This is a genomic window from Paenibacillus nuruki (assembly GCF_001721045.1).
GTDB lineage: Bacteria > Bacillota > Bacilli > Paenibacillales > Paenibacillaceae > Saccharibacillus > Saccharibacillus nuruki.
This window is the reverse complement of record NZ_MDER01000012.1, coordinates 25,683-37,364: the sequence shown is the minus strand read 5'-3', so window position 1 is coordinate 37,364 and position 11,682 is coordinate 25,683. Positions and strand designations below refer to the sequence as shown.

Here is an 11,682-nt window from a genome sequence, read left to right as displayed (position 1 = left end):
TTGTAATCCCCTTTCTTACCATTGGCTTCCTGCAAGCATTGTAAAACGGATAAAAGCCACATCATCTCCATCAGTCAAATGAACTGCATCATCCAGATGATCGATTTCCTGTTCCCGAATAAATACTTTGTACAATCCATCTTCAAAAGCCAATAAAGCCGCTTCAATCGCCACAGATTCATCGGGTGTACGATCATCGTGTATAACTCCAAAACCTACTTTGCCGGCTTCTCCTTGTTCATTAACTTGATCAGGTGTTAAGTAGGAGAGTAGTGAAGAATGCTGTTGACGCTCGATAAATGCACGTACATTTTCTTTGACCACTTCGGTTAGAAAATCACGTAAGGTAGCCGGAGCAACAGGGATATCCAAAGGTTCGCGTGTCAGCGCATTTTTGCGTTTACCAAGACTTTTGACAGTAACATAGATACGCATAAGTGTATTTCCTCCTTGCTCTGGATCGTCATATATATACACAATAGATAAACGTTATATCTACGTTGTTAAAAGATGAAGTATCTTTTAAGTGTATACGAAATCCAACTGTTAAATCCACCATACCACAAAATTTAAATTAGAACAAATGTTCCTATTTTTATTTACTAAAAAAGCCCTCTATCGACGGCTTACAAACCACCAAATAGAGGGCTGTTATTTTCACTATCACATATCTTATTAACGGATTGTTATATTAGGATTGAAGTACAGCATAAGCTTCTTGTAACACTTCACGCGACTTCATATTATTTAAGTTTTTGGGAACAATATGAATAGACGTTGTAGTATGAAGAGCTTCTTTGACATGAGAAGCAGCAGCTTTTTCACCACTTAGAATAATTTCTTGCCACTGTTTTTCCTGTGCCATACGTTCGATAATAGGAGTTAAACGTTTGACCCAACGAGCTTGATCGACTTCCCAACGTTCTTTGTAATCTTCCCGCTGTTTGTTCACCGTTGACTTCAGATCACTTGTGCTCTGACTTGGACGTTCACGCCACTCATCATTAACAATATCCCATTCAAAGTAATACTCATTGTTAATCTCACAAAGTAAGCTGTCAATAATAGTCACTGAATCACTGCTTAATTGCACGATTCCAGCAGCAGGGCATTTGGAAGTGATCGCATGCAATTCTTCCAATCGTGGTTCAGCTTCGTAATAGAACGCATTGGATAATCCAACCTGTACTTTTTCACAAAAGAATAATCCACCTGATGAATCCGCTACGATAATCAGACCTTTTTTCATATCGTTCCGACTGTTTTCTACGCGTTCTTCGACTTTGGACTGTAGAGCAAGTAAGCTGTCTAAATGTCTACGTTCGTCACCGGCTTCAGTGTATTCAGCAAGCTTCTTAAAACCGTTCTTGAGGTGTAGCTTCCATTCCGGCTGGGTGTTGGCAGTTGGTTCGGTGTTCAGATAGATGGTCAAAAACCGTTCTGCTGCATGAGCAGAGTACTTCTGAAGTGCTTTCCAATTTTCCATAAATCCCATTAGTTTGTACCTCCTCAAAGAGAGTTCCTTTGTATTTACCCGTTCCCAGTTAAATTAAACACTAAATGGGAATTATGAGTCAAATTTCACCTTCAAAATAGAGTCATATCAAGCAAATAGGAAGTATAATATGCAAGATTAGGAATAGGAAGTATTTACTAAAAGTAGAAATCATAAGGATATATTTGGAAAAATAGATTATAATGTAATCAATATTAAACATTTGTACGTAGTATAAAGTATCATCTCCCAAGGAGGTCAACGGTATGAAGGTGCAATTACTTTTCCAAAAACTCAAAAGAACGATTTCTACGCCTACAGCTATCGTGGCTTCCATATCAATTGTAGCCATTACAACGACTTCTTTTCTTCCTGTACACTCACATTCTACAGACCCACAACAGGATAATATCGCCTATGCGATGCTTAATACCGATGAATCTGGCAATCTTACAGAAGTTCAAGATGAATATAAATCAGAACCTGTTGTTACGATTCCTACAGAATCTCCTAGCGCAACCGATATTATGCCTGAAGATAAGGCGGTAGAACCTTCTCCCTATGAATCGATTGTCGCAACAATTGTATCAGAAACATTGATGCATACCGATCAAAAAGGTCATCCCGTTAGCATGCAAGTCAAACGTCAAATCAATGGAAATACCTCTATGCAAGATACAGCCAAAATCGATGTCAAAGAAGCCGCTCTGACGGTGGATATGTTGCGCCGAGATACAGGAAATATGGCGTACTTGAGTATGCCAGCTCCTCCTGAAATGCCACCTGCTGCACAGCTTGAATTAACATTTACAGCTCGTGCACAACAATTGTTTGCTAATTCACAACTGGGTATTAGTATTCAAGCCTGGCACGGTAGAATGATGATGCCTAGTACATCTTTACAATCGGACAAAGAAGATGTCACGATCAGTTTGGGTACCGACGAGAAGACAGCAGCGCCTCAAGGTGCGCTTAGTAAGTCTTTGGAATTTGTCGTCTCCGAATGGGATCAATCGCAAGATGTGTGGATTGTTCTTCCATTGCCGAAAGAGAAACTTTCCAAATCAGAGCTTAGTCATCTAGCAATCTATGCAGAATATCCAGATGGAACCCACAAGTATCTAAAAGGTAAAATAACGGACTATACAGCCACATCTAAAGGAATACAGTTCGCTACCAACCAATCAGGCAAATATACGATTGTAAAAACCAAAGAGATTTTGTGAAAATAAAGAAAAGACTGGTTCTTCGCACAAAAACTTGTTAAACTATTTAATAGTAATCATTACTATTAATAAAGTGGAGCAAGGAGTTGTTGATTGTATGAATAAAACAAACAAAAATAACAGCCGTCTGCCCAAAGCAAAAGGAACAGATATGGCTACCGTATATATGCCTAAAGAATGTGCTCGTAAAGTAAGACATATCGTTCTGAATGAATGCAATCAGCGTATTATAGATGAGTTTATGATGATTTTGGATATGAAAGAAAAATTTATCGAACAAGATGTACCTATGCCTAACAAATTAGTGATGTCTGGCCCACCCGGAACAGGCAAAACGCTGACTGCTTTTTACATCGCAGAACGTCTGCAATTGCCACTGGTACTGGTTCGTCTGGATACCATTATTCATAGTCATCTAGGAGAAACCGCTTCTAATATTCGCAAAATATTTGATTTTGCACGTCTTTCTCCATGCGTGCTTTTTTTAGATGAATTCGATGCGATTGCTCGTACACGCGATAATAATGATGAAGTGAAAGAGATGTCAAGGGTTGTGAATACATTATTGCAATGTATGGATGAGTTTGAAGGTGAAAGTATTTTAGTAGCGGCTACCAATCTAGCCGATGAATTGGATCATGCGGTATGGCGTCGTTTTGATACGAAGATGGATTATGCTATGCCTTCCGATCAAGATCGCCAGCATTATATTCAACTGCTAATCGGTTCGTTTGCCACAATCGGTACGTTAGAACATACAGCCTCTACGATACTCAGTGGTTGTAGCTTTGCAGATATTGAACAGATTGTACTCAAAGCAAAGCGTAAAGCGATTATCGAGGACAGTGCTCTAACATTACATCAATTACAGACTGCCTATGAAGAATATAATCCTAAAGTTCATGCGTATGTATAAATAAAAAAAGCACAGGGATCATCAAGCGACCTGTGCTTTTTCTTATGGTATTTATAGAGAGTATACAAGTGATAATGAATTCTAATCATACATTTCTGGGCAGCTATTTCTCAATCTGTACGCGGTTTAGGTGGGCGGGTACACCATAGAATCCACCAGATCATCAACGGTTGAAAAATCAGTCGAATCCATAAAGCGGCTGGATCGGTATACGCTTGTCCTGGTGCTGGAATCTGGTAAAAAGCAGCATAAATATTCGCAGGAAAAATAAGCACTAGATACCAAGCTGTCCATATTCCTGCACGTCTGCGCCAAGCTGGAATAAGAATCATAATCGCTAACGCTAATTCGATCACTCCTGTCAGGATGATCAGTGCATTTTTGAAAGGTACAAATTCAGGTAATAGCTTAGCAAATCCATCCACTTCTATAAAGTGAGCCACACAAGCTCCGATAAAAAAGAGTGCAAAGATATAGCGTGCAATCGTACGAGGGACGGTTGTTGGATATGTATTCATAAGTCATCTCCTTGAAGTATCATCTGACTTGTAGAATAACAAGCTTATGTATATATTAAACCAATCGTTACAAATTGAATGTGATCCAATTGACTACAACGCATATAAACGGTATACTATCTTTGGTATTTAAAAGTAAGTATGTTATATAACGTGCATATTATTATAGATAATCAATAACATCCATAGGGGAGAGATATCCATGAATAAAGAACAACGTAAACAAGAGATTCTACAAGCATATGAAGCAAGACATGCGACAAAAGCATTTGATCCTGAACAAAAAATTTCAGAAGATGATTTTGAGTTTATTTTGGAAACAGGTCGTTTATCACCAAGTTCGGTCGGTTCAGAGCCGTGGAAATTCCTTGTGATCCAAAACCAAGAATTACGTGAGCAATTGCGTGAATTTACTTGGGGTGCACAAGGTCAATTACCAACAGCAAGTCACTTTGTTGTCATTTTGGCACGTAACGATGTTCGTTATGATTCGGCTTATTTGCGTGATCAAATGATCGAAGTGAAACAAATGCCAGCAGAAATGTTCGAGACGATTCTTCCTCGTTATAAAGAGTTCCAAGAAAGAGACTTGAACTTGCTTGAAAGCGAACGTGCTTTATTTGACTGGGCTTCCAAACAAACCTATATTGCACTAGGCAATATGATGACAGCTGCGGCAGAGATCGGTATCGATTCTTGCCCGATCGAAGGCTTCCAAAAAGAAGCAGTAGAACAAATTTTGAGCAATGCAGGTCTAATGGGTAACGGCGAATACGGCGTCAGTGTAATGGCTGCTTTCGGTTACCGTACCGAAAAAGAATTGCGTCCTAAAGCAAGAAGAGGCTTAGACGAAATCGTACAATGGGTTAAATAAGAACTTCAATATAGATAGAAACAAAAAAAGACTCGGATTCCCGGGTCTTTTTTGTTTATGCAGGTATTTGATTTACATAAGCGATAAGTTTAGAATGAACACTTCAAGAAACTAGAAGAAAGGGCATCCAATCATAACAATCAGATCGCAATATAACAATATGGATGCAAACGTTATTTATGAAAAAAAAGATCGTAAGCTTTATTTTGTCTATGGTTGTATCAGGTATTTTGATTGTGCTATATCGCTTTTTTACAGGTACGTTAAGTAAAATGGATTGGATTGAAAATATGTATTTTGTTTTGATTGCTTTAGTTGTATTTGTGCTTCTTTTACTTTTAGATCGCAAAGAAAAATCGTAAAAATCTTATTATGGAACGATAGTTAATTTTAAAATTATTTGATTATTTTCTAATAAATGTTAAATTTAGAAAGTACATATCAAGAAAGTTGGTGATCTATTGATGATTGCAATCAAGAAACTGAGTTGTATTGCTGTAGCAAGTATAGTGGTTTTGACGGCTGGAGTGGCTGTTCATAGCTTTGCAAGCACTAATGATTTTAAAGACCCACAAGTAGTTAGTTCTTCACAAATGCAAGAACTTCAAAACCGTGTAGGTACAATCTATAACGAATATGGTGTGTTTTATCGAGTTGATGCTGATCATCCGCTTCCATCGGCGGATACGATTCATACCGTATATGATGATCAAGATGTAGATGCTTCTACACATGTGATTGTGATGGACTCGGGCACCTTTGTAAAAGGGAACGAATAAGACCAATTAAAGATCAACAAAAAAACTCACCTCATATAAAATGGGGTGAGTTTTTATATAAAAATATATTTATTCATGTATATGCTATAGGGGATTGTTCTAAAAAATAATCTTAGTGGCGGTTATGATCGTCTTTTGCTTCGCCGACTTTTTGTTGTACTGCGCCTTTAGCTTTATCTACTTTACCTTCAGCTTGTAAAGAAGAGTTATTTGTAGCATTACCTACTTGATCTTTCACTTCGCCTTTAGCTTTAGATACTGCACCTTTTACTTTATCGCCCAAACCGTTATCGTTACTCATCATTAACATCTCCTGTTCAAATAGAATGAATTTGTATTTAATATAAAGGAATCATTTTTAAATGATCAACAAGTCGTCTATGCTTTAGCTCGAACTCGCTGATAGTTAACATTACCCGACAGCATTACCATTTAAACAATCGCTACAAATCGTTTGACAAAAGATTACACCAACAGACAAAATGTTTAAGAACAAAAGAGCATGCCCTTATAGCACAATTGACCAACAGAAAAGTTGTTTTTATAGATAAAATAGACACGTATACTCAAGGAGGAAGAACAGATGATTAAAGCCGTAGTGTTTGATTTTGATGGATTGATTTTGGATACGGAAAGTGTATGGTTTGAATGTTATCAGGAGGTGCTTCGCGGCTATAAGATGGAGCTTGCGTTAGAACAATTCGCTCCAAGTATCGGCACGCATGGCACAGAGTTTCTTGATTATATCGATCTAACGTTGAAGCAACCGGGCATTTCAGTAGAAATCGACAAAGCAGTTAGTCTTTTGCATCAACAGAAGATGGAGCATTTGGAAGCTCGTGCAGGGGTGAAAGAATATTTAGAAGAAGCACAGCAATTGGGATTGAACATAGGGCTTGCTACCAGTTCCAATCGAGCATGGATCGAACGCTTTTTGACAAGACTGGGATTGGTCGATTATTTTCAAGTGATTCGCACCAGTGATGATGTGACCCGGGTGAAGCCTGATCCTGAATTGTATACACAAGTGGTGACAGCTATGGGTATTGCACCTGCTGAAGCACTGGCTTTTGAAGATTCGTTAAATGGATTAACGGCAGCCAAAGCAGCTGGATTACGCTGTACGATTGTGCCCAATCCAGTGACTTCATTTTTACCCTTTGAACATAATGATCTACGATTGGTATCGATGACCGATATGACGTTGTCTGAAATCCTTGATCGCATGAATGAAAGTACGCCAAAAGGGTAATGCCTAATAAAGAGTAGCAGAAGTACATTATAGGAGGAATTCCTTTTGAAATTATTTATTCATCGTAAAGACCTGCGTATACACGATTTGGTCGGATTTAATTATATTCATGAAGCTGAAGCACAAAGTGTACATCTACTCATTATCGATCCTTTTTTATTGCGAAAAGGTAGAGAAAAAGAGCATAGTGGGGTTAATTTTCTTCGTCATGTCCATCGTTTGCAGAAGTTGTATCAAAGTCAGCATAAAACACTACATATCGTTTATGGACAGCCTGAGGTGGTATTGGAGCATGTGTTGGATAAACTCGATATTGACGAAGTGGTGACCCATCGCGATTTTACTCCGTATGCCAAAGACCGTGATCGCAAATTAAAAGCCGTCGCAGATCAAGCCAATGTTGCGTTTACTTTATTGGTCGATCATATGTTAATCGATGTCGAGCAGTTTACTGATTTTACAGGCAAAGATGGCTTTTATAAAGTATTTGCTCCTTTTCACCGGAAATGGTTAGACTTTCTCGATCAGCATCCGAATCATGCGTCGAGTATCAGTCTCAAAGACTTAAATGTCTCTCGTGCTGAACTCACATTACCGGCAGAATTTGAGTTGCCTTTTGCATTGGAAGAGTATGAGCCAGCCGAAGATCCTGAACCGATCTTGCAGACGTTTATCAAAAGCAAAATGGTGAATTATGGCGAAGAACGGGACTATTACAGTATTGATCCGTCCAGTGACCTGAATCCGCATGTGACCATCGGGGCAATATCGATTCGGCAGATGTTGGATGATGCGCTACGAGCACAAGGGCATGAAGAATGGGTACGCCAGATTTCGTTCCGTGATTTCTATTTGTATCAGGCGATCTATGATGAGCATTATTTCAAATATGAACACAAGTATGATCTATCTGAATTAACCGATCAGCACTTTGAAGCATGGTACAAAGGGAAGACGGGTATTCCAGTTATTGATGCTTCGATGAGACAGTTAAATGAAACAGGTCGGATACACAACCGTTTGCGAATTTTATCAGGTATGTTTTTGACCAAAAATCTACAATGTCCGTTTACACTGGGAGAGCAATATTTCCGTCGTAAATTATTGGATTATGATAATGTGATTAATCGAGGGAACTGGATGTGGTGTGCTTCATTAGGAATTAATTCGGCTCCTTATTTCCGTGTCGTGAATCCAGTGACTCAGTCGACTAAATATGATCCAGAAGGCGATTATATTCGAGAGTGGATGCCAGAGTTAAATGACTTATCTGCGAAAGAAATTCATCAACCTCAAAAAAATGCGATTGTAGATCTTAAAATATCTCGCGCAAGTGCTATCGAAACCTACAAAAAAATCGTGAATAATGTGTAAATAGTGTCTATATAAAAGGTTTTATAAGGTATATTTGAATAATGACATATGATTTAAAAGATTTAATATAGAGCGAATGATTGAGCCTGATTTTAACACAAATTGCACGTAATAAAGCTTTTCTATTGATAATTGATTGTTACAATCATCCTGTTGACCAAGAAAAAAGGGGATGATTGTTATTTTTAAGATGATCAAAAAACATCAATGGAACCACCTTCAAGTTACGATTACAGCAGGTACACTGGCTGTTTCATTATTGCTAGGTCTTTCGGGAGGAACTGTCAGCGCAGCAACCAAAGAACAGCCAGAGATTCGTGCCAAAAATGTAATCATGCTGATTCCAGATGGTATGAGTATGGATGGTACTACGTTAACTCGCTGGTACAACGGAGGCAAAGCTCTTGCACTGGATGAAATGGCAAGTGGACTTGTGCGTACATATTCTGCGGATGCGGCGATTGCCGATTCAGCTCCAGCAGGAACTGCTTTTGCAACAGGATTCAAATCACATACCGGTTATGTAGGCGTATTGCCTGATCAAAATACAATGCCAGGGCTTCCCAAATTAGCACCTGGTGATGCTAAAAAGCCTGTTGCTAATATTGTAGAAGCCGCACGATTGGCAGGGAAATCCACAGGTATTATCGCCACTTCTGAGATTATGCATGCGACTCCAGCAGACTTCAGTGCTCACTATCCAGATCGTAGCAATTATGATGCACTGAGCGAACAGCAAGTGTATGCAGGCATGGATGTGGTGCTTGGTGGTGGAGCGACGTACTTTACACCAGCAGGTCGTGAAGATGGTGAGGATTTGACTAAAGTGATTGCGAATTCTGGATACAATATCGTTAAAAATACAGCAGAATTGAAAGCTTCCACGTCAGGCAAATTATGGGGCATGTTCGCAGACAAAGCGATGGCAAACGATATGGATCGTGATCCTGTGAAGCAACCGAGTATTGCTGAAATGACAGACAAAGCGATTCAAGTACTTTCCCAAAATGAAGAAGGATTCTTCTTGATGGTAGAAGGTAGTAAAGTCGATTGGGCCGCTCATGCGAATGATCCGATCGGGATTATTAGTGAAGTTAATGCGTTTGATGATGCGGTTGCCAAAGCACTTGCATTTGCCAAAGCCGATCAGAATACACTCGTGATTGCAGCGACCGATCATGGTAACGGCGGAATTACGATTGGTGATGCAGGCACAACAGGAACGTATGATGAAGAACCTTTGTCTACTTTTATCGCTCCTTTGAAAAAAGCGAAAGCGACAGGAGAAGGCTTGGAATCTAAGTTCAATAGTAAACGTACCAATATCAAAGCAGTCATGAAACAATACTACGGGATTACTGATCTCACAGCAGAAGAAATCGCTACGATCAAAGCAGCAGAAAAAGGTAAAATGAATTATGCTGTAGGTCCAATGATTAGCAAACGTGCTCATATCGGCTGGACAACAGGCGGTCATACAGGTGGCGAAGTGGCTCTGTATTCGTATGCACCGGGTGGAGTACAATTAACAGGTGTTGTTGAAAATAGCGACATCGCAGGTTATATGGCTTCTGCATTGCAAGTGGATCTGGCTAACATATCGAAACAATTATTTGTTCCTGCCAAAACGGCATTTGCTGCTAAAGGCGCTACCGTCAAATGGGATGCTACGGATGCGCGTAACCCGGTTGTCGTAGTAACCAAAGGAAATGATACCTTACGCTTGCCTGTATTTAAAAATACAGCAGACTGGAACGGCAAAACGGTGAAGCTCAAAGGAAATGTAATTCATAATGGTGTAAAGACATATGTACCGCAAGATGCTGTTGATTTATTTTCATAAGTGATACCCAACAAAAAGTCATATCTCTTATGAAGAGATATGACTTTTTTACGTTAATTATGATATACTCCAAATAACAACAGAATAGCAGAGATAGGCGGTCGGCTAATCTCCTTTGTAATCAGACTTTTGTAACTAATGATGTTGCAAGTTTGAAAGGAGGTGATGCTTGTGGAGGTTAAAGATACACTCACATTAATGATTCAGTTCGGTATATTTATTGTTACATTACTGGGCTTAGTTGTTAGTATAGCTATGGCAATTAACCAAAACAAAAAGAAATAGACCGCCTTCCCCAAGGTATGGGTCTATTTCTTTTGTAAGTAGATCACTATGTTGGAGTTGCTGACCGCTCTTCAATGCGGGTCTGTTGCCAGATTGTGCAGGTGCTACCAACATCTGTACAATCTTTTTTATACTTTGATTATACGCTTTGTTTGTTAGGGGTTCAAGCCATTTATTGAAAATAATACTTTTTTACGTATGCAGAATAGGGATACAAACTACATTAACATATCCTATGATGAAGAACTTCCAATATCATGCTTTTCAGACAACACGTTGTGATCAGCTAATAGTTCAATTAACTCTTTGGCATTAGGAGTCGCATCGCCAGCAGAGTTGTTGTTGAACACCACATAGACATGTTCTGACTGATTTTGAATCTCTAGCAGTCGATCCCGCCATTCGGTTAATTCTTCTGTGCTGTACTTATACAGATATCTGAGCTTGCGCCAGTTAGGATCACTGCTCTTATGCCAACCATCTACATTGCGTCCATGCATACGTACATAGGTTGCTTGTTTGGAGGTGGCTGCTGTAATGATCGGAATCGAGCCCATGCCAGCTTGCGGTTCATCGACAATCGTATGAATCCAATCTTCTTTACGCATAAAGTCCAGTGTCTTTTCTCGGAATTCGGGCATATACCAGGTCTGATTACGGAATTCTAAAGCACAAGGAATATCACCCATTAATTCACGCGTTTCGCGTAGCGTATCTACATTTTCCCGATTACATTCAAACCATGGTGGGTATTGAAATAACGCCATCCTTAACTTCCCTGCATCAATCGCAGGTTGCAAAGACACATGGAATGCTTGGAACATTTCTTCTTTCGTATCGAAATAATTCTTTTTCCCTCGTAAATGTCCGGTCATGCCTTGATACGCTTTAAATACAAACCCAAAATGATCTGGCGTCTGCTCGACCCATTTGGTTACATTTTTGACAGGTTGAACTGCATAAAATGAACTGTCTATTTCAACGATAGGGAAATGTTCACTATACGTAGGTAATCGTTCAGGTGCTTTGGTTTTGCCATAGAGTTCAGGATGATCTCCAAATCCTGTAAGTCCGATTTCAATCACAATCGTCATCCTCCTGTCTGTACGCTTGATGTTGT

The 11,682-nt window shown here is 39.3% G+C and carries 14 protein-coding genes; 9 read left to right on the top strand and 5 right to left on the bottom strand.

Annotated features, from left to right (window positions below; genetic code table 11):
* Nucleotides 1-15 precede the first annotated feature (15 nt).
* Together PTI45_RS01335 and PTI45_RS01330 are read right to left on the bottom strand one after the other, a co-directional pair.
* Nucleotides 16-435, bottom strand: a complete 420-nt coding sequence (locus tag PTI45_RS01335) for a hypothetical protein (protein WP_069325751.1) — start codon at nucleotides 433-435, stop codon at nucleotides 16-18.
* Nucleotides 436-691: 256 nt separating this feature from the next.
* Nucleotides 692-1,495: a VLRF1 family aeRF1-type release factor gene (locus PTI45_RS01330; RefSeq protein ID WP_069325750.1), complete on the bottom strand. Its 804-nt coding sequence runs from the start codon at nucleotides 1,493-1,495 to the stop codon at nucleotides 692-694.
* A gap of 266 nt (nucleotides 1,496-1,761) precedes the next feature.
* Between PTI45_RS01330 and PTI45_RS01325 the strand changes: the two genes are divergently transcribed.
* Complete coding sequence (locus tag PTI45_RS01325) at nucleotides 1,762-2,721, top strand: hypothetical protein (protein WP_069325749.1); 960 nt, start codon at nucleotides 1,762-1,764, stop codon at nucleotides 2,719-2,721.
* 97 nt (nucleotides 2,722-2,818) lie between these two features.
* A complete protein-coding gene (locus PTI45_RS01320) occupies nucleotides 2,819-3,637 on the top strand; it encodes an AAA family ATPase (RefSeq protein WP_069325748.1) in 819 nt (272 codons plus the stop codon).
* Nucleotides 3,638-3,747: 110 nt separating this feature from the next.
* Here PTI45_RS01320 and PTI45_RS01315 read toward each other — a convergent pair whose 3' ends face one another.
* The gene (locus tag PTI45_RS01315; RefSeq protein WP_069325747.1) at nucleotides 3,748-4,155 is read right to left on the bottom strand and encodes a DoxX family protein; all 408 of its coding nucleotides are present in this window, start codon (nucleotides 4,153-4,155) and stop codon (nucleotides 3,748-3,750) included.
* 202 nt (nucleotides 4,156-4,357) lie between these two features.
* Between PTI45_RS01315 and PTI45_RS01310 the strand changes: the two genes are divergently transcribed.
* The 3 genes from PTI45_RS01310 (at nucleotide 4,358) to PTI45_RS01300 (ending at nucleotide 5,808) form a co-directional block, all read left to right on the top strand.
* On the top strand, nucleotides 4,358-5,029 hold the full coding sequence (locus tag PTI45_RS01310) for an NAD(P)H-dependent oxidoreductase (RefSeq protein WP_069325746.1): 672 nt from the start codon (nucleotides 4,358-4,360) through the stop codon (nucleotides 5,027-5,029).
* A 179-nt stretch (nucleotides 5,030-5,208) separates the two neighbouring features.
* On the top strand, nucleotides 5,209-5,391 hold the full coding sequence (locus tag PTI45_RS01305; protein WP_069325745.1) for a hypothetical protein: 183 nt from the start codon (nucleotides 5,209-5,211) through the stop codon (nucleotides 5,389-5,391).
* Between the two features lie 102 nt (nucleotides 5,392-5,493).
* The gene (locus PTI45_RS01300; RefSeq protein WP_069325744.1) at nucleotides 5,494-5,808 is read left to right on the top strand and encodes a hypothetical protein; all 315 of its coding nucleotides are present in this window, start codon (nucleotides 5,494-5,496) and stop codon (nucleotides 5,806-5,808) included.
* A 112-nt stretch (nucleotides 5,809-5,920) separates the two neighbouring features.
* Here PTI45_RS01300 and PTI45_RS01295 read toward each other — a convergent pair whose 3' ends face one another.
* Nucleotides 5,921-6,109, bottom strand: coding sequence for a CsbD family protein (locus PTI45_RS01295; RefSeq protein WP_069325743.1), 189 nt, complete (start codon nucleotides 6,107-6,109; stop codon nucleotides 5,921-5,923).
* 282 nt (nucleotides 6,110-6,391) lie between these two features.
* Between PTI45_RS01295 and PTI45_RS01290 the strand changes: the two genes are divergently transcribed.
* The 4 genes from PTI45_RS01290 (at nucleotide 6,392) to PTI45_RS24425 (ending at nucleotide 10,562) form a co-directional block, all read left to right on the top strand.
* Nucleotides 6,392-7,060 carry an HAD family hydrolase gene (locus PTI45_RS01290; RefSeq protein ID WP_069325742.1) on the top strand — a complete coding sequence of 223 codons (669 nt, stop codon included), beginning with the start codon at nucleotides 6,392-6,394 and terminating at the stop codon, nucleotides 7,058-7,060.
* A gap of 45 nt (nucleotides 7,061-7,105) precedes the next feature.
* Nucleotides 7,106-8,434, top strand: a complete 1,329-nt coding sequence (locus PTI45_RS01285) for a cryptochrome/photolyase family protein (protein ID WP_069325741.1) — start codon at nucleotides 7,106-7,108, stop codon at nucleotides 8,432-8,434.
* A gap of 190 nt (nucleotides 8,435-8,624) precedes the next feature.
* A complete protein-coding gene (locus tag PTI45_RS01280) occupies nucleotides 8,625-10,277 on the top strand; it encodes an alkaline phosphatase (RefSeq protein ID WP_069325780.1) in 1,653 nt (550 codons plus the stop codon).
* A gap of 171 nt (nucleotides 10,278-10,448) precedes the next feature.
* Nucleotides 10,449-10,562 (top strand): putative holin-like toxin, encoded by a 114-nt coding sequence (locus tag PTI45_RS24425; RefSeq protein ID WP_241669384.1) that lies wholly within the window; start codon nucleotides 10,449-10,451, stop codon nucleotides 10,560-10,562.
* Between the two features lie 233 nt (nucleotides 10,563-10,795).
* Here PTI45_RS24425 and PTI45_RS01275 read toward each other — a convergent pair whose 3' ends face one another.
* Nucleotides 10,796-11,647 (bottom strand): DUF72 domain-containing protein, encoded by an 852-nt coding sequence (locus tag PTI45_RS01275; RefSeq protein ID WP_069325779.1) that lies wholly within the window; start codon nucleotides 11,645-11,647, stop codon nucleotides 10,796-10,798.
* Nucleotides 11,648-11,682 lie beyond the last annotated feature (35 nt).